General features: G+C 42.5%; 19 protein-coding genes and 2 riboswitches. Of the genes, 13 read left to right on the forward strand and 6 right to left on the reverse strand.

Translation table 11 applies throughout. The features are described from left to right. Positions 1 to 48: 48 nt before the first annotated feature. The 3 genes from PWYN_RS16105 to PWYN_RS16115 form a co-directional block, all read right to left on the reverse strand. Positions 49 to 1,728, reverse strand: coding sequence for a type 2 periplasmic-binding domain-containing protein (locus tag PWYN_RS16105; RefSeq protein ID WP_036654136.1), 1,680 nt, complete (start codon positions 1,726 to 1,728; stop codon positions 49 to 51). Between the two features lie 105 nt (positions 1,729 to 1,833). Continuing rightward, positions 1,834 to 3,444 carry a response regulator transcription factor gene (locus PWYN_RS16110; protein ID WP_036654138.1) on the reverse strand — a complete coding sequence of 537 codons (1,611 nt, stop codon included), beginning with the start codon at positions 3,442 to 3,444 and terminating at the stop codon, positions 1,834 to 1,836. Continuing rightward, on the reverse strand, positions 3,422 to 5,263 hold the full coding sequence (locus PWYN_RS16115; protein ID WP_052088034.1) for a cache domain-containing sensor histidine kinase: 1,842 nt from the start codon (positions 5,261 to 5,263) through the stop codon (positions 3,422 to 3,424). The genes PWYN_RS16110 and PWYN_RS16115 overlap by 23 nt, the downstream gene beginning before the upstream one ends. Positions 5,264 to 5,405: 142 nt before the next feature. On the opposite strand from PWYN_RS16115, the gene PWYN_RS16120 reads away from it, so the two are divergent. The 12 genes from PWYN_RS16120 (at position 5,406) to PWYN_RS16180 (ending at position 23,168) form a co-directional block, all read left to right on the forward strand. Beyond that, entirely contained in the window at positions 5,406 to 6,356 is a 951-nt protein-coding gene (locus PWYN_RS16120) for an ABC transporter permease (protein WP_036654140.1), read from the forward strand. Between the two features lie 19 nt (positions 6,357 to 6,375). Further along, positions 6,376 to 7,248, forward strand: coding sequence for a carbohydrate ABC transporter permease (locus tag PWYN_RS16125; RefSeq protein WP_036654141.1), 873 nt, complete (start codon positions 6,376 to 6,378; stop codon positions 7,246 to 7,248). Between the two features lie 297 nt (positions 7,249 to 7,545). Then, a complete protein-coding gene (locus tag PWYN_RS16130) occupies positions 7,546 to 8,319 on the forward strand; it encodes an alpha/beta hydrolase (RefSeq protein ID WP_036654144.1) in 774 nt (257 codons plus the stop codon). 46 nt (positions 8,320 to 8,365) lie between these two features. Continuing rightward, on the forward strand, positions 8,366 to 11,707 hold the full coding sequence (locus PWYN_RS16135; RefSeq protein ID WP_036654148.1) for a GH36-type glycosyl hydrolase domain-containing protein: 3,342 nt from the start codon (positions 8,366 to 8,368) through the stop codon (positions 11,705 to 11,707). Between the two features lie 805 nt (positions 11,708 to 12,512). After that, positions 12,513 to 12,597: riboswitch (cyclic di-GMP riboswitch) on the forward strand. A gap of 27 nt (positions 12,598 to 12,624) precedes the next feature. Beyond that, positions 12,625 to 13,905 (forward strand): LPXTG cell wall anchor domain-containing protein, encoded by a 1,281-nt coding sequence (locus PWYN_RS29270; protein WP_157261195.1) that lies wholly within the window; start codon positions 12,625 to 12,627, stop codon positions 13,903 to 13,905. A 103-nt stretch (positions 13,906 to 14,008) separates the two neighbouring features. Then, complete coding sequence (locus PWYN_RS16150) at positions 14,009 to 14,422, forward strand: VOC family protein (protein WP_036654153.1); 414 nt, start codon at positions 14,009 to 14,011, stop codon at positions 14,420 to 14,422. 245 nt (positions 14,423 to 14,667) lie between these two features. After that, positions 14,668 to 15,726, forward strand: a complete 1,059-nt coding sequence (locus PWYN_RS16155; protein WP_084146758.1) for a glycoside hydrolase family 43 protein — start codon at positions 14,668 to 14,670, stop codon at positions 15,724 to 15,726. Positions 15,727 to 15,787: 61 nt separating this feature from the next. Beyond that, a riboswitch (cyclic di-GMP riboswitch) is annotated at positions 15,788 to 15,881 on the forward strand. A gap of 197 nt (positions 15,882 to 16,078) precedes the next feature. Further along, positions 16,079 to 18,652, forward strand: coding sequence for an EAL domain-containing protein (locus PWYN_RS28195; RefSeq protein WP_169744125.1), 2,574 nt, complete (start codon positions 16,079 to 16,081; stop codon positions 18,650 to 18,652). A gap of 84 nt (positions 18,653 to 18,736) precedes the next feature. After that, a complete protein-coding gene (locus tag PWYN_RS16165; protein WP_036654155.1) occupies positions 18,737 to 19,363 on the forward strand; it encodes a DUF421 domain-containing protein in 627 nt (208 codons plus the stop codon). A 170-nt stretch (positions 19,364 to 19,533) separates the two neighbouring features. Then, positions 19,534 to 21,492, forward strand: a complete 1,959-nt coding sequence (locus PWYN_RS16170) for an ATP-dependent DNA helicase (protein ID WP_036654157.1) — start codon at positions 19,534 to 19,536, stop codon at positions 21,490 to 21,492. A 179-nt stretch (positions 21,493 to 21,671) separates the two neighbouring features. Further along, the gene (locus PWYN_RS16175; protein WP_036654160.1) at positions 21,672 to 22,598 is read left to right on the forward strand and encodes a 1-phosphofructokinase family hexose kinase; all 927 of its coding nucleotides are present in this window, start codon (positions 21,672 to 21,674) and stop codon (positions 22,596 to 22,598) included. A gap of 75 nt (positions 22,599 to 22,673) precedes the next feature. Next, positions 22,674 to 23,168 (forward strand): SRPBCC family protein, encoded by a 495-nt coding sequence (locus tag PWYN_RS16180; protein WP_036654162.1) that lies wholly within the window; start codon positions 22,674 to 22,676, stop codon positions 23,166 to 23,168. 56 nt (positions 23,169 to 23,224) lie between these two features. Here the strand turns inward: PWYN_RS16180 and PWYN_RS16185 are convergent, their stop codons facing one another. After that, positions 23,225 to 23,647, reverse strand: a complete 423-nt coding sequence (locus PWYN_RS16185) for a MarR family winged helix-turn-helix transcriptional regulator (RefSeq protein WP_036654164.1) — start codon at positions 23,645 to 23,647, stop codon at positions 23,225 to 23,227. A 143-nt stretch (positions 23,648 to 23,790) separates the two neighbouring features. Here PWYN_RS16185 and PWYN_RS16190 point away from each other — a divergent pair, with 143 nt between their 5' ends. After that, complete coding sequence (locus PWYN_RS16190) at positions 23,791 to 24,252, forward strand: DUF2798 domain-containing protein (RefSeq protein WP_036654166.1); 462 nt, start codon at positions 23,791 to 23,793, stop codon at positions 24,250 to 24,252. A gap of 77 nt (positions 24,253 to 24,329) precedes the next feature. On the opposite strand, the gene PWYN_RS16195 is transcribed toward PWYN_RS16190, so the two are convergent. Both PWYN_RS16195 and PWYN_RS16200 read right to left on the reverse strand, forming a co-directional pair. Further along, a complete protein-coding gene (locus PWYN_RS16195; RefSeq protein WP_036654170.1) occupies positions 24,330 to 24,758 on the reverse strand; it encodes a VOC family protein in 429 nt (142 codons plus the stop codon). Between the two features lie 88 nt (positions 24,759 to 24,846). Next, positions 24,847 to 25,431, reverse strand: a complete 585-nt coding sequence (locus PWYN_RS16200) for a class I SAM-dependent methyltransferase (RefSeq protein WP_036654172.1) — start codon at positions 25,429 to 25,431, stop codon at positions 24,847 to 24,849. Between the last annotated feature and the right edge of the window lie 117 nt (positions 25,432 to 25,548).

A 25,548-nucleotide genomic window follows, 5' to 3' on the forward strand; every position in this document is an offset into this window, starting at 1 on the left:
ACAGGGGTGTCCCACAGCACATAGCTGGGGGACACCCCTTCGTTGATTTTATTTAGCAGACACAGACTTGAACCAATCATTAACTTCCTTTGTGATTTGCTCGCCGCCATTCGTTTTCCAGTTGGCAACAAACTCGTCAAAAGCTTCAATAGGCAAATTGCCATAAATGATTTTGTTGAAGGTTTCCATCTCCGATTGACGCAGAAGGTTCCACTTGGAAATCATAGTTGCTGTCGCAGCACCCGTGAAATAATTCTGTTTACGGATGTCTAATTGTGACATAACGACTTTGGCAGCCGCCCAGTTTTCCGGTTTGCGGAATTCAGCCATTTGTTTCTCATAAGGAGTCTCCGGTGCTTGGCCATCGGCAAGCTTAACCAGTGTTTTCATATAAAGATTAGGGATACGAGCCGGGCCCGTTAAGAACGGAAACTCATTCGAGAAATCTTTGATTTTCTCTTTGTCACTGGTCGGTTTTCCATCAATGATGTCCCAATCGTAACCCTTGGCAAATCCATATTCAAACTCACTGCCTACCGCCGGGTTAGCCAAGTTGTCGAGCAAATAGTTGTAATACAAGAAGATAGCTTCCGGGTGCTTAGCATCCTTATTAATCATGATACTCGCATTTACCCCGGAGTTTTGCCATTTGGTTCCGATGAGTCCATCAGGTCCAGCTGGAACGGGATAAGCTTTAATCTTCGCACCTTTCACATTCTTAATCAGATCGGGTGCCGGCCAGTCAGGAACCCAGTTTGCTCCCGGCAAAATACCTGCGGCTCCTTTGGTCCAGCTCTCTGCAGATTTTCCTTCATCCCACAAAGCGGAGTCTGTGTGAATATATCCTTTATCCATCCATTCACTCAGCTTTGCAAGAGCTTGTTTAGCCCCAGGATTAATGGAACCATATTCGAGATTACCATCGGCATCTTTATTCCATTGTTCCTGAATAGTGCCGTAAGCCCCGAACAGCCAATCCAATGAACCCATCCAGGTATTCGTATTATTTTTTAACGAAATCGCAAGTGGAAATACATCTTTAGGAGCCAATCCGTCAGGGTTCTGGTTCTTGAATTTGTCCATAATATTCTCTAGATCGGCGATGGTTTTAGGAGCTTCAAGATTCAGCTTTTCCATCCAATCTTCCCGGAACCATAACAACGTATCGTCATTGTCCGTGTATTCCATGATCGGCATGTTGTATTTTTTGCCGTCTCTTGTGAATGGGTACCATAATTCAGGATGCTGGGCCGAGTGGTCCTTAAGAATTTGGTTGGCGTATTTATCAAATAGTTCGTCAATGGCAATGAATTGGCCGGAATCAATCAATTGATTGGTTAAAACCGGGTTAGTAGGTACAGATACGAAATCAGGCAGCTTCTCACCTGAGGCGATAGCCAATTGAAGCTTTTGTTTATACTGATCGTCATTGGCTGGGTACCAGGTATCTTTATGTTTGATACCTAAGGTTTCCAACATCCAGCGATCGTGAACGTTATTTTCCTTCGTGTCGCCTTGAACATATTTCTTCGGCATTAGTACAGCACTGATCTCAATCGGCGGATCATATTTACCGTTGGCGAAGGCCGTTTCGGCTTCGGAAGCAGTGGCGCCATTTGTAGCGGCATTGTCTTTAGGTGCGTTGTTGTTTGTTGTTCCGCTGCAAGCAGTGATCGTGATGAGTGCCATGATGACGAGGAACAATCCTAACTTTTTAATCTTGACCATTTTTCAATTCCCCCTACTGTGTATGATCTTTACATCTGTAACTTTATCAACCTTTGGGGGAGAGCATCTATATGAGTTTGTTAGTTTTGATAGGACTCTATCATGCTATTTATTCCCGTCCCGATATTCCTGCGGGGTGACTCCGAACTGTCGCTTGAAGACTTTGATGAAGTAAGCTGGATCCATATACCCAATCTCCATACCGATTTCATACACCTTTTTGGCTGTGGTTTTCAGCTTATGGCAAGCCCGTTCCATGCGCAGACGGGAGATATATTCGCTTATTCCTTCTCCGGTTTCGATCTTATAAATTTTGGATAAGTGAGTCGGATGCAGATTGACATGGTCGGCGAGTACTCGTAAAGAAACGTCAAGATGCAAGTTTCTGTCCGTAAACTCTTGAATTTTCTTCACGTACACAGAACGGATGTCCTTCACTTCATTGGAGGTACCTTCTTTCAGCTTACCAAGAGCGCCAATCGACCACTTCCGCAGCTTGCTGATGGTAGCAAAAGCTTCCCCATTCTGCAACGGCTCCATATCTGTCCCAAGCAATTTGCTCAGAGTATGACCGTTGGTGTGGGCGAGATGCGTGTAGGAAGCAGAAATTAAAAACCCGGCTTCCATGCAGTGCTCCCAGGATTCGGGCCATTGGTCATCCAACTCCGTGAAGACGGTCATCAGCTTGGCTTCAGCCGCATCCCAGTGCCCAGCTTCCAGCAGATTTATGAACGAGGGAGGGGAATAGAGTGCGTCCAAAGGTCCCAGAGCCGTGGGGGTTTCCAAATCATGAACACGCATAACAAATTCTCGTTCGTCCCCTACAATCTGCCGGAAATAGGCAGAAGCCTGACGAAAACGATCTTGAAGCTGCTCCGGAAACCGGAACCACTCTGTAATTACAATGGAGATGGAGCCTTTCAGGAACTGTTTGACCTTATACTGGAGCTGTGACGACAGCTTTTCCAGAATGGTTTCTTTTGGAATATCCGTTCCTTTGCCCTTGAACTGAAGCAAAAATACGAGGTACCCATGCTCCTCCTTAACGCCCCAGACCTCCATGAACTCGCCTAGAATCTCCTCGGCCATATTAATGATTGCATATTCTATCAACGGTTGTCCGTTGTTTTTATACTGTCCGAACTCTTCCTCCAACCTTACAAGCATTAACGAGCACTCTCCATAGCTGAACGGCAATTCATAATTGCCCAATTTACGATCCCATTCGTCGGCTGAAAGGCGCTGCCCCTGAAGGGCGTCAAGCAGCAGCTGACCGCGGAGAAGAGGGAGGTTCTCCCGAAGGGTATATTGGGTGCGTTCCAGAGAACTGATGAGTTCCCATTCTGTATTCAGTTGATCGATGGCTGTTTTGACAGCGCCGAATAATTCTTGATCCGTTGGTGGCTTAAGCAGATAGTCCACAGCTTTATGCTGAACCGCTTTTTTGGCAAATTCAAAATCAGAATGACCGGATAAGATAATGCACTTTATTCTTTTATCATGGACCCGTATCCGTTCGATTAGCTCTAAGCCAGTCATTTCAGGCATTTGAACATCGGATATAACAATATCAATAGGGTGTGTATCGATAATCTGTAACGCTTCAGTTGCGGAATAGGCCTTGTGTACCTGTTCAATTCCCAGTGTGTGCCAGGGTTTATTCATGGATAGATTGTCTACCCAATGAGCTTCATCATCTACTATGATCATTTGCATGTTGGTTGTCTCCTTGTTGGCTTGGGTAATTGTACGGGTCTTGTCCAGCAGGAATCTCCCAGACGACCTCCGTCCGGAGCCCACCCAGCGGGGACTTCTTGAAATGTAGAGAAGAATGATTTCCGAATTGGTGTATGATCCGCTGATTTGTATTCCAGAGTCCGCAACCCATCTCTTCCTGTAACGGTTCCTGCATTTTACGATTTAATGCATCTTCCTGTTCGGGGTTCAATCCCTGCCCATCGTCATCGATGTATATCCTGCAGAATCCATCTGCTATTTCGCCGCTGATCCTGATTTCTCCTGAAGTATAAGACTTTCCAACTCCATGAATGACAGAGTTCTCAACAATGGGTTGCAGCATTAATCGTGGTACGTACTGAGTCTTCATTTCCTCGGAAATATCGATATGATACTCAATTCTGCCATTACGAAGCTTTTGAATATCCAGATAATTAATGAGCAGACGGATTTCCTCGTCAAGGGTAGCTGTTTCCCGTTCCATCCGGGTGGTATAGCGGTAATAAGCACTTAAATTATAGGCCATGGATACGACGGCTTCCTCATCCTTCATCTGGGCCATATTGATAATATAACCTAGGCAGTTATAGAGAAAATGAGGATTGATTTGGGCTTGTAGCTGCTTCAGAGTCGCTTCTCGTGCTCGGATTTTTTCATTGAACACATTCTCTATCAGGTCTTGGATTTGATGTGACATGTCATTGAACCGATAGAACACGAATGAAAACTCATTACGGTCCTTTGTGTGGAGTCTTACCGAATAATCTCCCCGCTGTACGCGCCGCAAGCCGTGAATAAGCTTTTTGATGGGGCGCTGAACATTTCTGTACAGCAGAATAGATGCGGAAATTCCGACAACAAACAGCAGAAACATAGATAAATAGAATAGATTACGACTGAAGGAAATCGGCTCCAGAATCTGATCAAGGGGAACAACATCAACCAGATGCCAATCCAAATTGGTGGATTTAACGGAGCTGACCAAATAACTTTCCCCGCCTAGCTTAACTACATTCTGTGTTGTGTTTTCCGGTGGGTGCTCATCCAAATAACGAACAAATTCAGTAGATATCTGTTTGTCCGCGCTGCGATTTAGGATCGGAGTATCTCCTTTGTGATAAAAGAATGGGTCGCCTTGTCCACCCGCTTTGTAGGAATCCAACATATTCTGAATATTCTCATAGCTGAAGCTAGCTTCAATCACCAGATTGCTGCCCGTCCACATTCCCGGCTGCGCTAAAGAATCGGTATAAAACCAATAAAAGGCCTTTAGTTCGTCATGAGAATCCGTTCCACCATCTCCGTAAGTCCATTTCCCGCTCATATTTCGTTTTAAAACATTCTCATCATAGCCGCCTGATTTACTGTAGTTAGAGATGACATCCTTGTTTTGCTCGGAGTGTACAGCATATCTGGTGGGCCATATATCCGTCACTCCAGATTGAAGGAGCATCTTTTCCTGGATAATATAACGGGTCTGCATCCGATCATACCGATCCTCCCAGAGGTTAAACCCGTTGAATTTCCTGACATTCGGATCACTTGAAAAGGTAAGGCTGAAATCCATCATTTGCTGAATTCGCGAATCAATTTGACTGGATAAAAAGGTAAGCTGTTTGGTGTTGGACTTCAGCAGTTCCTTGCTTACCACCTTGTATGTGACGTCGTTTGAATACGTATACAGGATAATAATTGGAATAAATAACACTATAATCAAGCTGTTCATTTTGGCAAAAAGGCTAAACCCAGACCAAGGCTTGCCATTGTAAAATGGAAACCACCTCGTAAAATTCATCATTTGTCTCCTCCAGACGCTGCCCCTAATAAAACCCTATTCAACCCTAACAATGTTATATAGTCAAAGCTCAGAAATGCTTGATACTATTTATATCAGAGATTCACATTACACACAAAACTATTTTTTGGAATGGGAGAGGGCTATGGAAGCTAAACTTGCACAGCAGGTGAAACAAGGGAAAACCCCGCGCATAAACAGAAAAAAAGGCTATAAGCAACCATGGATGCTTCACTTTATGGTGCTGCCAGCCGCTATATTGGTTTTTATTTTCTCGTATATTCCCATGTCGGGTGTCATTATGGCGTTTCAGGATTATAAGCCTGCACTCGGGATAGCCAATTCTCCCTGGGTCGGGCTGAAGCATTTTCAATACATGTGGGAAAACGACTATTTTATACAGATTACTCTAAATACTCTGTTTTTTGCTTGCTCCAAGATGGTCATGAACTTGATCATTCCGTTTTTCTTCGCTTTATTACTGAATGAGGTCAGGAAGATGGCGCTTAAAAGAACCATCCAGACGCTTGTATACCTGCCTCACTTTTTATCCTGGGTTACCCTGTCCGGAATACTGATTGATATTCTTGCCCAGACCGGGCTGATCAACCAGTTCCTATCCAGTACGTTTGGCATCAAGCCGATTTTCTTTCTGGGGGACGGCAATTGGTTCCGGTTTACGGTCATTTTCAGTGATGTCTGGAAGGAATTTGGATTCAATACGATCATCTTTTTAGCCGCATTATCTGGAATTAATCCGTCACTTTATGAAGCTGCCGAGGTCGATGGAGCAGGACGCTGGAAGCAAACGATGTATATAACCATTCCTTCCTTGATCCCAATCGCTATCGTTGTTGCTACTTTGGCACTGGGCAATGTACTGAATGCGAACTTTGATCAGGTGTTCAATCTATATAGCCCGCTGATTTATCAACAAGGAGATATCATTGATACATTCGTCTACAGAGAAGGTCTCCTAAGTGGTCAGTTCAGTTTTGCTACCGCTGTCAATCTATTCAAATCAGTGATCAGTTTAGTTCTAATTGTTATTTCTTACAGACTCGCATATAGATTTGCCGGGTACAGAATTTTCTAGAAAGGAAGGATGACAACTTATGTACCACAAAACACTCTCCTATCGGACATTTAGTGTAATCAACAATGTATTTTTGACGGTTGTTTCCATTCTTTGTTTGCTTCCTATGTATCACTTACTGATGGTATCGCTCAGTTCAACCGCTCCTGCCAATGCGGGATTAGTTACTTTTTGGCCTATAGGTTTTACCTTTGAGGCGTATACAAAGACGTTTAATAATGTCAATTTCCTGACTTCCCTATGGGTATCGGTGCAGCGAACCGTTATCGGGACGGGACTTGCTTTGGTTGTTAACACCATTGCTGCTTATGCACTCTCCAAAGAATCACGTGTCTTTCGAGCCCGTAATATCTACCTCTGGTATTTTGTGATCACCATGCTGTTCAGCGGCGGCTTGATCCCGGGCTACATCCTTATTTTGAAGCTGGGACTGATGAACTCTTTGATGGCATTGATTCTGCCTGGATTGGTCGCCGTCTTCAACATCATTTTGCTCCTGAATTTCTTCCGTACGGTGCCAAAAGATTTGGAGGAAGCCGCCTTTATTGATGGAGCAGGCCAGTTCCGAACTTTCTTCAGTATATATTTGCCGATATCCCTGCCAGTAATCGCGACAGTCTCCTTATTCATTATGGTGGGGCATTGGAATGCATATTTCGACGGTATCATCTACATTCGGGATTCAGATAAGCTTCCATTGGCGACTTTCATGCAGACAATTATCGTTCAGGCAGATATGTCTAAGCTGGACCCGTCAGCGGTTGCTAATCTATCTCAACGCACCATTCGGGCTTCACAGATCTTCATCAGTGCCCTGCCGATTCTGCTGGTCTATCCTTTCTTGCAGCGTTATTTTGTAACCGGGATTGTGGTTGGCGCTGTGAAAGAGTGAGATTTTGTTGAAAGCCTTTCACACACCAATAGAGGGGATTTCTCCCTCTATTCTTGCACCCGATGCCCTATTTGGGCCATTAGAGGGAATTTCGCCCGCTAATTTTGAGGATAGGGCCTTTAGAGGGAGAAAGGGCAAGATTTAAAGGGGTATTTTCCCTTTAATCTCAAAATAAAGGCGTTTCAGTCGATATTAGCGGGCACTTTTCCCTCTAATTGGCCGAAAGGTCGGTCTGCTGGTCCGAATAGGCTATTTCAAGTAAGAGCCGTTTATACAACATATTTGGAGGTAGAGGATTTGGCTTTTATCCAATGTCAGTTTTATTCAGAAATTTTAAGTTTGTCCACAGGCATCAACGTCTTTATTCCCCAATATTCTGCAATTCAAGTCAGTGGTACGGGTAAGTTGCCAGTCTTGTACCTGCTGCATGGGCTAAGTGCGGATCATACGGATTGGGTCAGGCATTCATTTATTGAAAGGTATGCGGAGGAGAAAGGAATTGCTGTCGTCATGCCAAGCGTAGGGCGCAGTTACTATACAGATATGAAGTATGGGTCAGCCTACTTTACTTTTCTAAGCGATGAATTACCAACTATAGTACGTGCCTTATTCCCTATTTCGGACCGCAGGGAGGATACTTTTGTGGCAGGGATGTCTATGGGAGGGTATGGTGCATTCAAGTTAGGACTTACCTTCCCAGAACGGTATGCAGCAGTTGCAAGTCTATCGGGAGGCTTGGATATTATCAGCCGTATGAGCGGTCCCAACAATTTTCAACCGAATGAGTTGATCGCTATTTTTGGTGATGTGTCTGAAATAGAAGGGAGTCCCAATGACCTTTTTTATTTATTGGCGAGGTTGAAGGGATATAACGGGATTAAGCCGATGTTCTATCAATGCTGCGGAACAGAAGACTTTTTGTACACAGACAACCAAACCTTCAGAAAGCATGCGCTAGATTCAGGATTAGAAGTGACGTACCATGATGGACAGGGCGAGCATAATTGGGAATATTGGGACCCTAAGATAAAAGATATTATCGATTGGCTACCCTTATCAGGTGAGAAGTGAATACTGAGGACTGATTGGTCAATAGAGAGAGCAGGAGTGGATACAAATGGTGTTAAAGAACGAGGATTTGCTTACATTGTCAGCAGGGAACTTATCTTTTAGATTTTTGCCTAGCGGGGACTTATATCAGGCTACTTATGGGACAACGATGATTAACCAATGGTTGTCCAATTCTATAGACGGATCGTTCAACAATATATATCTGCGGGTTCATGATGAAGAAGGAATTCATGCCTATCCTTTACTGGGAGTTCAATCTCAGAGCCGTGTCCGCAAGCTGGATCAACGGTTAGTATATGAAGGCTTCGTCGCAAATGTTCGTTATCAGGTGATATTCACCCCAACGGAGCAGGCGATGTGGTTCTGGGATGTGAAGTTATCAGGAAATCATACGCGAGTAGACTTGATATACGGACAAGATATCGGGATCGCAGATGCAGGAGCTGTCAGCAGCAACGAGGCTTACTTATCCCAATATATCGATCATACCGTTTTTGAGGATAGAAGTAAGGGTTATGTCGTGTGTTCCCGGCAAAATCAACCCCAAGCGGGAGCCTTTCCATACCTCCAGCAGGGATCATTAACTAAAGCGACTTCTTATTCCACGGATGGTTTTCAATTCTACGGCTTGTCCTATAAAGAGACCAATAAGCCCTTTTGTCTCTCGCAAGACTCGTTGGCTAATGAGGTCTATCAATATGAATTTGCCTATACAGCCCTGCAATCAGAACGTGTTCAGCTAGAAGGAGAAGCCAGATTCGTATTCTACGGATTATTTAAGGCAGATCATCCTGCTGCGATAACCACACTGGAATATGGTGAGGAAGTTGTGCAGGCCCATAAAGCTGTTCAGGCACTTGGCATCGAGGAGGGGAGAACTATGGATCAGGTATCTAAATTGCCTTCCATAGGTGTTCCCTTGTACACGCAAAGTTTAACAACAGAAGAAATTAACCGTTTGTTCCCGAATCGCCATCAAGAGGAAGTGGTTGGGGGTACGTTGCTATCTTTTTTCACGGAGAGTTATGAGCATGTAGTTTTAAAGGAAAAAGAGCTTCGAGTGGAACGTCCGCACGGACATATTTTAATGAGCGGCGATAATGTGAGCTTGAAGAACCCGGTAATCACAACCACTTCGTATATGTACGGTATCTTTAACTCCCAACTGGTTGTAGGAAATACAAACTTTAATAAAATGACAACCAATGCGAGAAACGCGCTGAATGTACCTAAAACCTCGGGGCAGCGGATTTATGTGGAGATTGATGGTGAGTATCGGCTGTTAACGATGCCTTCACTGTTCGAAATGGGCTTCAACTATGTACGCTGGTACTATAAAACCATGGATGATCTACTGATTATCACCAACTTCACAACCGTAGACACACCGGAGGTACGATTGAATGTACGTTCTGAACAAGGCAGATCATACCGTTTCTTGGTAACTAATCAAATCACGATGAACGTTAGTGAATACGAGCTTCCTTATAAAATAAGACTTCATAGCGAATATCTCTCTTTTCATGCGGACGGAGCATCATTAAGCGCAAATGTGTATCCAGAATTGGAGTACAGACTTCATGTTACAGGAACAAGAATGACACTCTCTGATGAACGTGAACTGGTAGGTCATATTGAACCGGGTGAAGTTTCGCTGCTTGTATTGGAGCTTGCGGCAAGCAATGATTGGACGATGGTGTTTCAAGGTCTGCTGAATGGCGGAGAACTGCCTATGGTGGAGAGAAAAGCGGAGGAAGAGATAGAGCATTATCGTCATTTTTTAAGCTCTGTAATGAAGGGCTTCCATCTGACCGCAGGGGACGGGAATCAAGCTGAACTGTTTAAGGTAAATAGCCTGGCCTGGTGGTACACCCACAATATGCTTGTCCATTACTCAGTGCCGCATGGATTGGAGCAATACGGCGGAGCTGCATGGGGGACGCGTGATGTCTGTCAGGGACCTGTCGAATATTTCATGGCCACGCAACAATATAATCAGGTACGTGCCATATTGTTGACCATCTTTTCGCATCAGTATGAAGAGGATGGAAGCTGGCCGCAGTGGTTCATGTTCGATAACTATACGAAGGTCCAACAGGAGGAAAGCCACGGAGACATTATTGTTTGGCCGTTGAAGGTGCTTGGTGATTATTTGAATGTTACCCGTGATTACAGTCTATTGAAAGAGGAAGTGCCTTATACAAGCAAACATGGTTTTGATTTTTCGATGGAGACGGCGACTATATTAGATCATGCTCTAAAGGAAATAGCGTATATCAAGGATCATTTCCTAGAGGGAACACATCTTTCTTCCTATGGAGACGGCGACTGGGATGACACCCTGCAGCCCGCAAATGCTCAACTGAAGCAGTATATGGTCAGCAGTTGGACCGTAGCGTTAACCTATCAGAGCTTTAATCAATTTTCGGAAATGATGAATGCTGTCGATCCTCTTATAGCGGCTGATTTGCGTAGTCTAGCAGATGGAATCCGCTCGGATTTTAACCGCTACATGCTCCAGACCGAAGTTATACCGGGTTTTCTGTACATGGAGAATCCTGATCAGGTGAAATTAATGGTCCATCCAAGCGATACAGAGACAGGTATCCACTATAGGCTGCTGCCTATGACACGCAGTATGATTAGTGAGCTGTTGACACCTGAACAAGCGGCGGCACATTATGACATCATACGTGATAAACTGTTCTGCCCGGACGGTGTAAGGCTGATGAATCGACCTGCTGAGTATGCAGGGGGTGTAAGCACCCACTTTAAACGAGCGGAACAAGCTGCAAATTTCGGTCGAGAGATCGGACTGCAATATGTGCATGCACATATTCGATATATTGAAGCCATGGCTAAGCTGGGTAAAGGTGAAGAAGTGTGGAGCGGACTCGCGCAGATCAATCCTATTGGCATTCAGGATGTTGTTCCCAATGCTGACCTGAGGCAAAGCAATGCATACTTTAGCAGCTCCGATGGCAAGTTCAACACACGCTACGAAGCACAAGAGAGATTTGATGAGTTGCGAAGCGGAACGGTGCCGGTAAAAGGGGGCTGGAAAATTTATTCGAGCGGTCCGGGGATCTATATGAATCAATTAATTACGAATACTCTGGGCATCCGCCAAGAGGCAGGCGACTTGATCCTCGACCCGGTGTTACCGAAAACCTTAGATGGACTGCGTTTTGACTACGAATTTGCGGGAGCTTCAGTCCAATTTGTCTATCATTTAAATAGTGATGAAGCACGAGTTCGCATTAACGGTCAGGATATGGCCTCGGAGACCACAACGAATCGCTACCGCAAAGGTGGATTACGGATTGGCCGGGAAGAGTTCGAGCGTGTACGTGTAACGACTACAAATATCATAGAAATCTATAAGTAAGATTGTTGGCAAATAGATCCATAGTCTCGAAGTAAATCTATGCATAACTTTAATCATGAACAAAAAAACGGCAGAAATGCCGTATTTTTTGTTATCTTTTATACCTCATACGGGAAAGTCTGGAGTTTTGGTTAATGTGCAGCATCATATGGGTCAGGAGTCTATCCATCCCCATAGCTCGAAAAATGGCGAATTTAAGTGGGATATAGGATTTATTCTCCAATCAATTACTAGATTTAGATGAAACTTAAAAACGTTGTTAAGATTGTGGCTTTGTGAACAAAAAAGTAACATTATGCAATTTTTCATGTAAAACTATTGTGGATTTGTTAGATATCAGTTTTTTAGATTAGGGGAATTGAAGATATAGATTAATTAAATGGTTTATTTGGTAATGATATTAAGAAGAGAAAGAGCTTATGTTTAGAGTTATATCGGTCATATAAAGATTGAAAAAACCTGTGTCATCAAGGGTCGGGAGCGTATCTAACTCTACTAACTGAGGAAAAATTTAAAACTAAAATCATTGAATTGTAAAAAAAATTAATTAAAAATAAAAATATTGACGATATAGATAAAGAGCGATAGATTTACATTAAGAATAGGTAATATCGCTCATATAATTAATTTGGGATATGACTTTTATCATGCAGGCAAACCTTGCTCGAAAGGTGTGATGCAAAAGTTTTATCCCTTTATTGTTATCTCGAAATGTCGAAAAAAGAGTTATTTTGTAGAAAATTCAATTCGGAGATGTTCTTCAGTTTCTAAAGGGGGTATGATGCTCGAAATCTTTGTAATGAAAGAAAATTAGGGAAGCGATGATGTATAATCCTTTACTTGGACACTTGGGTTATACGGAGCTGGTAGTGTAACCGGCCCTCTTAGAAGCAGTGTATCTGAGAGGAGATAATAACATGAGGATTTTGAGTGTCTTACTGGCGTGTTTGTTAGTTATGGGTATTGGGTCGCCCGTTTTTGCAGGGGGTAAGGATAAGGGTGATAGCTGGGATAAATCTTCACTTGTATTTACCACTTCTAATGGAGAATGTTCTATTGTGAAAGCAGATGTTCAAAATCATGGATCGGGTAATATGATTGGAGAAGTGACTTGGGAATTGTATTATGCTACAACCGGAAACCCGAAAGCTGGAGCCATTATTGCGACAGGTACGGTTGGTCCGCTTAATTCGGGTATAACACAAACGTTATCATACAATCCCAATAATATTGTTGGGAATTATATGTTCAAGGCTTATCAAATTACCGGGCACCCAGGAACAGGTGAGCTTTGGAGTGGCATGATAGAGATCGTAAAGTGTGTAACACCAACGCCATCACCATCACCATCACCATCACCATCGCCAACAACAGAAACTGAATCACCATCACCATCGCCATCGCCAACAACAGAAACTGAATCACCATCACCATCACCATCGCCAACAACAGAAACTGAATCGCCATCACCATCACCATCACCAACAACAGAAACTGAATCACCATCACCATCACCATCACCATCGCCAACAACAGAAACTGAATCACCATCACCATCACCATCGCCAACAACAGAAACTGAATCACCATCACCATCACCATCGCCAACAACAGAAACTGAATCACCATCACAATCACCATCGCCAACAACAGAAACTGAATCACCATCACCATCGCCATCGCCATCGCCAACAACAGAAACTGAATCACCATCACAATCACCATCGCCATCGCCGATTATCATCGTAGATGATCAGATTCCTTTAGGTCCTGGAACAGTCGAAGTCATTGTAGATCCGGTTCCACAGGGTCCTGGAACAGTCGAAGTCATTGTAGATCCGGTTCCACAGGGTCCTGGAACAGTCGAAGTCATTGTAGATCCGGTTCCACAGGGTCCTGGAACAGTCGAAGTCATTGAAGACCCGGTTCCACAGGGTCCTGGAACAGTCGAAGTCATTGAAGACCCAATTCCTCTTGGCCCTGGCACCGAAGAAGGTACGGATACTCCTGATCAAGTGAAAGTTGAAGAACAAGTAATAGATGAAGAACAGGTGGTATTGGAAGATCCAACACCTCTGGGCAGCTTACCGCAAACGGGTGAATCTAGTCCAATCAATACCTATATGATGGGATTTGCACTGATTGCAGTAGGATTTCTATTGAGCTTAAAGTGGAAGACGAATAATAGAAGAAAATAATTGTCCAGGTATTGGAGAAGTATAGAGTAAAGATCTCTGTACTTCTTTTTTTTCATGTCCTAGTTAAGGGAAATAACCAATATGTTAAAAAAGGAGATTTACTATGACCAAAGATATTTGGATCAACCTTCCAGTGAAAGATGTCAACAAATCAAGAGAGTTTTTCTCCGCTTTGGGTTTCCCGCTCAATTCACGCCATGCAAATAACGATGAAATGGCTAGCTTGGTTGTTGGGGAAAAGAATGTAATTGTCATGCTATTTCCGGAAGCTACATTTGAAAAATATACAAGTATCAAAATTGCAGATACCCAGCTAGGATCAGAGGTCTTGTTCTCCATTGGTGCAGATTGCAAAGAAGAAGTAGATGAGCTGGTCAGCAAAGTGGAGCAGGCAGGGGGGACGATCTACAGCAAACCCTCAGATCAAGGCTGGATGTGCGGAGCGGGTTTCGCAGATTTGGATGGTCATCGTTGGAATGTGTTGTATATGGATCTTAGCAAGATGCCTACGCAATAAACAACTCGAAGGGTTACCTTTTACAAAGGGAGGCGGTAATTTCACTGCTTTCCTTTTTGCTTTGATTATTTAACCGAAATTGTGGAATTGGATTGACAAACAAAAAGAAGGAATTTATCATAAAAGTGTTAATTGTTTTAAGTAAGTGTGAAACGATTTATATATATGCAAAAGAAATGGAGGAGATACAACGAACGGGTTGATAGCGCTTACTTTTAAGAATACTGGCGGAAAAGGGGATCTATATGAGAAGTTTTGCGAGTAAAAGCTTACTACTGATATTAATTTTATCTTTGCTGGGCTGCACGGAGGAATCCGAAGGAAAGAAGTCAACACTAAATAGCAATGCCTCAGTAGCTGCAGGGCAATCTGACTTTAGGAATCCAATAGTGGAGCAGCGCGCTGATCCTTGGGTATATTTGCATTCAGACGGCTATTATTATTTCACAGGTTCTGTTCCTGAATATGACCGTATTGAACTGCGCCGAGCGAAGACCCTGAATGAGTTGGAACAAGCTGAAACAGCAGATGTATGGACCAAACAGGAGAGCGGCCCGGGAAGTAAGCATATTTGGGCACCGGAAATTCACTTTTATAAGGGGAAGTGGTATATCTATTTCGCAGCAGCCAGAGAAGATGCCCCCTTTGATCATCGAATTTATGTCTTGGAGAATGATGCTGCTAACCCGCTTGAAGGAACATGGATCGAAAAGGGTCAGTTAAAAACGAACTGGGAATCTTTTTCTCTAGATGCCACCACTTTTGAATTTAATGACATTTTGTATCTGGTTTGGGCACAAAAAGCATTTGATATTGAAGGCAACTCGAATTTATATATAGCGGAACTTGAGAACCCATGGACTCTAAAAGGCCAGCAGACTCTACTATCCAAGCCAGATCAACCGTGGGAGAGAATTGGCTTCAAAGTAAATGAAGGGGCAGCGGTAATCAAGCATAAGGACAAGGTATTTATAACCTATTCGGGCAGTGCTACAGATGATAACTATGCAATGGGGTTATTGACAGCATCTGATTCGAGTAACCTGCTTAATCCAAAATCTTGGACAAAATCAGAGGCACCTATCTTCTTCAGTAATCCTGAAACCGGCAGATACGGCCCCGGACACAATAGTTTTACTACAACGCCTGACGGTAAAAAGGATATTTTGATCTACCACGCACGTCCCTACAAAGATATCCAAGGGGATCCGCTGTTTGATGCGAACCGCCATGCCTGGGCACAATTCTTCACCTGGGATGATAACGGAATACCGAATTTAGGACGACCAGGAGTTGAGAAATAATACTAAAACATTAGATTGATAAAAGAGTACATTAATAATAGAATGAATTTACGAAGAGTCAAAACGATAAAGGCAAACTTGCCGAAAGGTGAGGACGCAAAACCGCGGGTCTAAGGCTTCTGTTAATCAGAAGCTACGATAGCCGGGTTGTCGCATAGGACGGATTTATTGTGATTAATCCAGCTTCCTAACCGGGCTGGATTTTTTGATATTCTCCAACATGCTAACGCTACAAAGTCATAAATTCATTTGAGGTGGAGATTATATGCGGCAGATTCGTTTTTGTATGTTTTCGGTGATCTTTATGCTTTCCGTTTATGGTTGTCTCTATATTTATCAGGATGATTTTTTTATGCGGATATTGAGCATTAATCTCTTTTCCATTGCTGGAGCGGGGATCTGCTGCGCTATACTGGTTAAGACTTTTTTAAGTTTTTCCGGCAAAGATAGACACTTCTGGTTGCTTCTATTATTAGGAACGGTATGCTTCATTATTGCTCAAAGTATTTGGCTCTATTACCAGATGAGATATAATCGGGCTGCCCCTTATCCCAGCTGGGCGGACTTCTTTTGGCTGCTGCAATATGGACTTTTTCTGGTTGCTCTCATCTATAAAAGAACCGCCAACCGAGAAAAGCCCGGGATACATTCTTTTTTTAATATCATTATATTTATGGCCATAGCAACAACCTTCAGCCTGCAATTTCTTCTTAATCCTATTTTGAAATCCGGGAATAACTCCGTACTTGCGCTGATTACCACGATAGCCTATCCAACATTTGATTTAGGGTTTCTCTTTGCAACGGTTAGTTTGTATTATAAATCGCATTACAACGAGCATAAAAGGGTTATCTTTTTAATCCTAACCGGCTTTGTTATACAAATTGTAGCGGATTCGCTTCACATCTATTATCTAATGATTGGTACATATGAGCAGGCCAGCTACATAGACCCTCTATGGATTGTTCCACTGCTGCTTATAGGAATTGCCGGCAACCGAGCTCAGCACTATTCCGCCCAAACTTGTACTAAACCTGAAGTGATTTCAACGGAAGACAAGGAGTTGGATTTACTACCTTACATAGGTGTCGTTGTTCTCTTATTTGTGATGTTATTTGTACGGGATGAAAGTGTGAATGCGCTTAAAATCGGATTATTTGTAGTTACGCTGTTAATTATCATGCGCCAAGTTTTTATTATTGTGGCTAATCGAAATCTGCTGAGAGAATTAAAAACTAAGAATGAAGAACTGGGAAAAAGCGAGGAAAGATATCGTCAAGTCGTTGAAATTTCGCCGAATGCTATTAGTGTGGAGGTTAATGGCGAGATTGTCTATCTGAATAAAGCTGGATTTGAAATGCTGGGTGCTACCTCTCTTGGAGAGATTATCGGCAAATCGGTGTTAGAGATTGTCCCCCAAGAATACTATGCGACCATGAAATCACGTCATAAGCAAGTGAGTACGGAGAAAAAAGCCGCCAAACCGTTTGTGTTTCCTATCCTGCGGCTCGACGGGAAAACTATATATGTAGAATCCTCTTTAACTGAAATCCATTACAATGGAGAGCTGGCATTTTTACTCGTGGCGCAAGATATTACCCAACGTAAAAAAATTGAAGAGAGAATCAAATATCTGGCCTATTATGATGAATTAACCGGGTTGCCTAACCGTGCAAAATTTCATGAACAGCTGATCAAACAAATCAAGCTCGCCGAGCGCAAGAACAATCTGTTGGCCGTTCTGTTTTTGGACTTGGACCGGTTTAAACTGATTAATGATACCATGGGACACGGCTTTGGCGATTTGTTTCTAAAAAAGGTAGCAGAAAGATTAGCCGGGAATTTAGCATTAAAAGGGATGGTCTACCGCCTGGGGGGCGATGAATTTTGTCTAATTATCACTCAGACTTCTCCGGAAAAGGTAAGCACACTTGCTCAGTTAATCATTGATGAATTATCTGTCCCGTTTATTATCAAAAAAGGGGAGTATTTCACATCACCTAGCATTGGAATCAGCTTATATCCTACGGATGGATGTCAGCCTGATGAATTAATCAGACTTGCGGATATCGCTATGTACAAATCAAAGAAACACGGGGGAAACACCTATCAATATTATTCTTCACTGTTGGATGGTGAGAATTACAATAAATTGAAATTAGATAAAGAGCTCCGTAAAGCTATAGAAAATCATGAGTTCGTCATTTATTATCAACCGAAGGTGAACCTGACAACGGGAAAAATTATAGGGTGGGAAGCATTGCTTCGTTGGTTGCATCCGGAGAGAGGACTGGTTCCGCCACTGGAGTTCATACCCATCGCCGAGGAGACTGGATTAATTATACCGATTGGACACTGGGTATTACAGGAAGCCTGTCAGCAAATGAAAAAATGGCAAGAGGCTGGGATGTCAGAACTAAGTATCGCTGTGAATATATCGCCTCGGCAGTTCAGAGATAAGAATCTAATTCAGAATGTATCGGAAATTCTTAGGGAAACCGGACTTGCTGCACAGTATCTTGAAATTGAAGTGACCGAAACAGTTATGCAAAATATTCAGGAAACTTCTATGCTGCTTCAGGAATTAAAGATGCTGGGTGTCCAAATATCCATCGATGATTTCGGGACGGGATATTCTTCACTAAGTTACCTAAAATATCTGCCGATTGATTATCTAAAAATAGACAAGAGCTTCGTAAATGATATTACAACCTGCTCTAAGGATGAAGCTATAGTACAGACTATTGTAGACATGGGACATCATATGAAGATTAATGTAGTTGCCGAAGGGATTGAAAATGAACAGCAATTACACTCTTTAGTGAAACTTAAATGTAATGTGGGTCAAGGATATTTCTTCAGTAAACCTCTGCCAGCGAATCAAGCGGAGCAGCTTAGTAATCAAGTTTATATAAAAAGTACTTAGTGGCCTTAATCGTGAACTTGAATAACTTCCGGTCCATAGTCCAATACTTATCTCGAATATTCAATTAAAGGAGAACCATAAGAGATGAATTTTCGTGAGATATTGGACGAAGTATGGAAGTCGTTTGTTTTAATAATAGCAGGTATGTTATTGCTTAGACTCGCAGGAAGAAAATCTATCTCTCAAATGACCGTTCCAACTACAGTCATTATGGTATCTATTGGGACGGTAATCGTTCAACCTATTGCAAATAAAAGTATTTGGATGGCTATTATTGCAGCCACAACGTTCATATTCATATTAGTCTTAGTTGAGTTTCTGCAAATTAAATCGAATAGTATTGAAAAGTTTATTCGTGGTAGTTCTGTAATTGTCATTAAAAATGGTGAATTGCAGGTTGGAGAATTGAAAAAACATCGCCTGACCGTAGATCAGCTAGAAATGAAGCTGCGCCAAAATGGGTTGACTCATATAAAGGACTTAAAGACAGTAACCATTGAAACAAATGGACATATTGGTTATGAATTGTCGGATCATGCCAAACCAATCACATTCCAACAAATGACATTACTTCTTGATTCATATTTTCGGACAAGTTCACGGACTAATAGCTCCCCAGAAATAGACATTTCAACTAACAAGGAAAACCTATCGCTATTTGATGAAATACATGAAGAGCAGAAGCACTTTGTGGAAGAAGAACTTCAATAACAGACTGAAAAAAGACAGGAGCTTCCTCTATGGGGAGGCTCCTGTCCTTGTTTATAGGGTGAATCTACACTAAGCTATAGCGCATTAAATAAATAAGTTTTGTATTTTTCTTTAACTTATGAGAGAATAAAGTTTTGAAATAACGGAATTTAATATTGGAGGTAGGTTTGGTGGCGAAGCGGTATCCTTTTGAGTATGATCCTACCAGATCTTTTATAGAGCAAGTAGGCGAATGGGTTGGGGATGTTTTTTATGAAATCCTTCCTGAGGCAGGTTTTGAAGTCCGTGATGAACAAATATATATGGCCTATCAGCTGGAACGGGCTTTTGCAGATAAGACAACTATTTTTGCCGAGGCCGGAGTAGGAACGGGAAAGACTCTGGTTTATTTACTGTACAGCATCTGTTATGCACGTTATACCGGAAAGCCGGTAATTATCGCCTGCGCAGACGAGTCTTTAATTGAGCAACTAGTGAAGCCGGAGGGTGATATTGCGAAGCTTGCAACGCACCTGAATATGGTTATTGACGCCAGACTGGCTAAATCTCCGGATAAATATTTATGCTTGAAGAAGCTGGATCAGGCTCGGAATCGTGATGATGAGAGTTTGCCGCTTGAGGAACTGTATGATACATTACCTGATTTTGTCCATTCGTATAAGCCGATGCAGCATTTCCATGCATATGGGGACCGTAAGAATTATTCAGATCTAAATGATGAACAATGGAACCAGATCAATTGGGATACCTTTCAGGACTGTTTAACCTGCGATATGCGCCAAAGATGTGGACAGACGTTATCTCGCGATCATTACCGGAAATCCGGGGATTTGATTATCTGTTCTCATGATTACTATATGGAGCATGTGTGGACCTATGAAGCCCGGAAACGGGAGGGGCAGATCCCTCTGCTTCCAGAGCACAGTGCGGTTGTATTTGATGAGGGACATTTACTCGAATCGGCGGCAATGAAGGCTTTAGGCTACAAAATGAAGCATGTGGTATTTGAAGAACTGCTGATACGTCTTTTGAAGAATGAAATTCGTGAATCGCTCGCTGTTCTTATTGATGAAGCCATTCTACAAAGTGAAATTATGTTTGATCGGATTCGTCGCCAGAGCCGTCGTATTCCGGGATCAGATCGTATGAGCATTGAACTGAATGCACTGTTGATTCGTGAAGTGCATCGGATGCGTAGTATTATTGCGCAAATTGAAGAAGAACTGGTCTTTGAGAGTGAGCTCTATACACTTGATGAGTATCAACTGCGAATTGTGGAAGAACGTCTGGAAATGATGGAGATTGCGTTGAAATTGTTCGAAGATTCAGGTGCATTGATATGCTGGGCGTCAGAAGATAGTGACGGTATGACCCTATCTGTTATGCCCCGTAATGTTAAGCAAGTGCTTGAGGAAGGCTTGTTCAGTCAGAAGATGCCAATTATATTCTCTTCTGCCACATTATCAGTCGATAAATCGTTTCATTATTTGCAGGATAGTCTTGGAGTAAAGGATTATCTCTCCTTCTCGGTAGATTCACCGTATGATTATGAGAATCAAATGAAGGTGTATCTGCCAGAGCAGCTTACTGGGGACTTTTCTCAAAAAATGGAGATATCCATGAATTTAATCGAGCAGTCGGAAGGAAGAGCCTTAGTGCTGTTCCGTACCCGAGAGGAGTTGCAGCAATTCAAGCAGGAATGTGGACAAAGACCGCAGCTTCGTAAGTACACCTTTCTGTATGAAGGCGATCAAGAGATTAGCTATCTGATCTCGGCTTTTCAGCGGGATGAACATAGTGTGCTCTGTGCGGTTACTTTGTGGGAAGGTCTGGATATACCAGGTCCCTCACTTTCTAATGTTATTATCTGGTCGCTGCCCTATCCTCCGCTTGACCCTGTCTTTATGGCGAAGCGGGCGGAAACAACAGCTCCTTTTGAGGATGTGGATCTTCCATACATGCTGCTCCGGCTTAAACAGGGCATGGGCCGCTTGATTCGAACAGGAGAGGACCAAGGGACTGTAACTGTTCTTGCGGAAGCTGACGGACAACACCCGGTGCATGAATACATCTCTTCGGTAATGCCAAAGGGAATAAAGCTACAGAAGCTTGAAGTACAGAAACATTAGAATGATTACGTAAGCAATCACGAAACGTCTGGGAAACCAGGCGTTTTTTGTTTATGGTACAATATAAGCGATTTAATAGAAAATACATGAATTGGAAATACAAAGATGAGGGCTCAGGAATGGATGAAGAAACTAAAAGTCAAAAATAGATCGTACTAGAAAAAAGGAGATGTTAAAACATGATTGTAACTTTGACGATTAACCCTAGCGTGGATGCGAGCACAAGTATTAAGCAAGTGGTACCCGATCATAAAATGCGTTGTCGTGAAGCCTCCTACAAGCCGGGCGGCGGCGGGGTAAATGTATCGCGGGCGATCCACAAATTAGGTGGAGAATCGTTAGCCTTATTTACATGCGGGGGATTACACGGGCAGCTGCTGCAGCAAATGCTTGAACATGAGGGAGTTACTCTCCAATCTATACCTATTGCAGGCCAAACCCGTGAAAATTTGATTGTACTGGAGGAATCTACGAGCCAGCAGTTTAGGTTTGATATGCCGGGGCCAGTCTTTATCGAAAGTGATTGGGAACGATGCCTTGAACAATTAAAGGCAGTAACCGGTGAACCTACATATATCGTAGCAAGCGGCAGCCTCCCTCCGGGATGTCCCAAAGACTTCTATGCCCGAGTGGTAGAGGTAGCCAAGAAGTGGAATGCACGTGTGATTGTAGATACATCGGGGGAGGCGCTGCAGCTAGCTGCGGATGCCGGTGTATATTTATTGAAACCTAATTCACGTGAATTAGAAGAATTAACCGGAAGAGAAATTGCCAATGAGGATGAAATAAAGGCTGCTGCACTCCAGCTGATTGATGAAGGCCGAACCAAGGTTGTGATCGTTTCTTTAGGAGGCGAGGGTGCCCTGCTGATTACTAAGGAGAGTACTGAGCATATTCCTGCGCCTGATGTTCCAGTCTTAAGTGTTGTGGGCGCAGGTGACAGCTTGGTAGCTGGAGTGGTGTATAGCTTGGCCCAAGGCCGAAGCTTACGGCAATCTGTGCAATTTGGAGTTGCGGCCGGAGCTGCTGCAGTTATGAATCCTGAACGGGAATTGTGTGAACGGGAAGATACAGAAAGATTATTCAAGAGTATGGACAAGAATTGACCAATATTCCTTGACGTGAATATTCCTTAAATGGTATATTCAAAACAAGGATATTATATTATCTGGAGGTACAACATGACCGAAGCTAATGAATTTGTGTACACACGTGTATTAGACGCACCGCGAGAGCTTGTGTTCAAAGTATGGTCGGAAGTTGAGCATCTGAAAAATTGGTGGGGACCCGTAGGTTTAGAATTGGGAATTGCCAAGCTGGATTTTCGGCCAGGGGGTATCTTTCACTACAATATGCGTTCACCTGAAGGTGACGTTATGTGGGGGAGATTTGTCTACCGTGAAATCATAGCTCCAGAGAAAATTGTATTTATCAATTCCTTTTCCAATGAAGAGGGTGATGCTGTTCGAGCGCCATTCAGTGCGGAGTTTCCGATTGAAATACTAAATACGGTAAGCTTCATCGAAAATGAGGGCAAAACAACGCTCACCCTCCGCGGAGCTCCACTAAATGCAACTGAAGAAGAGCTTATCTTTTATAGCGGAATGTTCGAGTCTATGGAACAAGGCTTCGGAGGTACCTTTGATCAACTTGCCGAGTATTTGACGAAAGTATAATCACCTTTTAATTGAAGCTAAAGCGCGCTGCCAATCCTCGATTGGCGCGCGTTTTTTTAATCCTGCAGCCATTCTTCTTTAAGAAGTGCTTTGATAAGCTCCACATTTTTTTCTCCAAGCTTACTGATAATCTCTTGCTCAAGTTGTTTTTTTATGATCATCATATTGGTATTAGACTCTAGCCCCTTTGCGGTAAGGGAGATATGTCTGTCACGGTGATTATCCTTAACGTCTACACTTTTTACATAACCCCGATCTATTAGACCATGAATACTTTTATGTGTGCCCTGCCGGGAAAGGTTAATGATTCTACTAACTTCAGAAATAGAAAGTCTCTGATGTACCTCAAGAATGGCTAGAATATGGGTCTCAGTTTTATTCAGATCCTCTGATATGGAGTCAATTACTTTTTTACGCAAAGCTAAATGCTTTTCGCTCAGTAAATCTATCAGATTCAAATCTTCTAAATAATGATTCATCGGGACCTCCTGAAATCTAGATAAGAATAGCATTACATAGTTAGTATAAGGCTTTTGGGATTATTGTCAACTTGGTTGACGTATTAAAAGAGGGGTGATATTGTAAACCGAGTGGACAATACTTAAAACAAGGGAGTATCAAAATGGGGAACAACAAGAAAGAAGCTTTATTATTTACAACGATTATGTGTGCTTTAATGGTGTTGGGGATGAGTATTTACAATATGATTTTATTGGAAGGTCTGTCGGGCTCTCTCGTTAAGCATGTTGCTATCGGCTACTTGCCGGCGTTTATAGTTGCACTGGTATTAGATATTTTTATAGTGGGTAAGATCGCCAAAGGAATTGCTCATAGACTGGTAAAGGGCACGGATCCTATGATTAAAAAAATATTGCTTATATCCTCCTTCATGGTTACTGGTATGGTCCTCTTCATGTCTTTCTATGGTGCAGTTATCCATGTTGGCTTTACCGCAGCGTTGCCCATAGCATATTTGTCTGCTGTAGGTAAAAACTTTATTTGTGCCTTGCCTCTTCAACTATTATTAGTAGGGCCTTTAACAAGATATATCTTTATAAAAGTCACACCGGCTGTATCTGCTTAAAAACAGTTAGGATGCAAAAAGGATATAGATTCTTTTCTTTAGGGAAAAGATCTATATCCTTTTTGTGTATTCAAAAGCTACATTGCCGTTTCTCCGTTATCAAGGCTCAATTGCCAGTGAATGCCGAATTTATCGGTTACCATACCATAACATTTGCTCCAGAAGGTTTCTTGAAGCTCCATACTTACGGTGCCGCCTTCTTTTAGTTTCCCGTAAAGAGATTTAATTTCATCTATGTTTTTGCTTACAATCGTAAGGCTTATGTTATTTCCGGCTGTAAACGGCATGCCTGGAAAAACATCAGAGAACATTACTGTGCTGCCCATAATGTTCATATGAGTGTGCATAACTAAATCTTTTGCTTCTTCAGGGAGATTAAATTCGGGGTTAGGCGGGGCCTCTCCAAAGGTCATAATTTTTAACTTCTCAGCCTCAAAAACCTCTGCGTAAAATTCCACGGCTTGCCGGCAATTCCCATTGAAATTAAGATATACATCTAAAGCCATTTGCCACACTCCTCAGTCTATTCATTTATAAATCACCCCAGGAATGATTTACATTAAAATTGTAACATTTAACCACACAAAATGGGAATCAAACGATTGGCTTGGCCGAAAAAAAGACTTCATTATAGAGGAAACATTTTGTAAACTTTTTCAATACCTGACATTTATATTTTCCAGCATGAAATAAGTCTAAATAGCCGTCTTCATTTCGAATATATTCACCATCATCGTACCAATTCATAAAGCGGTTATTTAGGGGTTTACGTTCACAAAGATAGGGTTCCAATACAATGATTTCCCCACCGGGTTTTAATATCCGTTCAAATTCCAACAAATAATCCTTGATTTGCTCATCGTGTATATGGTGAAGAACCGCTATAACGAAAATATAGTCGAAGGAGTGATCTTGAGCTGGAATAGTTTTTTCATCAAAATGCATAAAGTGATGGTTGGGATAAATTCGCTTGGCCAGGTTAACCCGTTCTCTATCCGGCTCGATTCCAAGATAAATATCGGGCCTGCAAATAGAACAATTTGCACCGGTCCCGGATCCAAAATCAAGAATATCCTTATTCTCTAAGTGAAACCCGTTCTGAATATGCTCATGGATATATTTTTTGGTGAACCATTGTGGACGAACAAACCAATGGTACATTCGCGGAGAAAGAGGCATAGTGTTCGTATTCACCACCGTTTCTATTAAGTAACGAAGACTAGTGTGACTTAAACTGTCTACAAATATTCATCAAATGACTCAATGCCTCAATGTAGTTCATTCATTTATTGACAG

Source organism: Paenibacillus wynnii (assembly GCF_000757885.1).
In the GTDB taxonomy this organism is placed as follows: domain Bacteria; phylum Bacillota; class Bacilli; order Paenibacillales; family Paenibacillaceae; genus Paenibacillus_AQ; species Paenibacillus_AQ wynnii.